Genomic DNA, 248 nt, shown 5'->3' on the forward strand with positions numbered 1-248 from the left:
GTGTTACACAACCGCATTTCCAACGACGCGCTAAAAGCCAAAATGTTGGCTGAGAGCGAACCGCGAACCACCATTTCGTTTTACAAGTATTTCCACATCGCCGATCCTAAGGCGACCCGTGACGCTTTATATCAGCTGTTTACCGCGCTGAATGTTTTTGGGCGAGTGTATCTGGCGCATGAGGGCATTAACGCGCAAATCAGCGTACCTGCGAGCAATGTTGAAACATTTCGCGCGCAGCTCTATGC

1 pseudogene is annotated in these 248 nt (G+C 50.4%); it reads left to right on the forward strand.

The annotated features are described in order from the left end of the window. Positions 1 to 248, forward strand: a pseudogene (locus AAEZ02_RS23165) (hypothetical protein); the annotation flags it as partial.

This window comes from Shewanella sp. T24-MNA-CIBAN-0130 (genome assembly GCF_040310185.1).
GTDB classification, from domain to species: Bacteria; Pseudomonadota; Gammaproteobacteria; order Enterobacterales; family Shewanellaceae; genus Shewanella; species Shewanella psychromarinicola.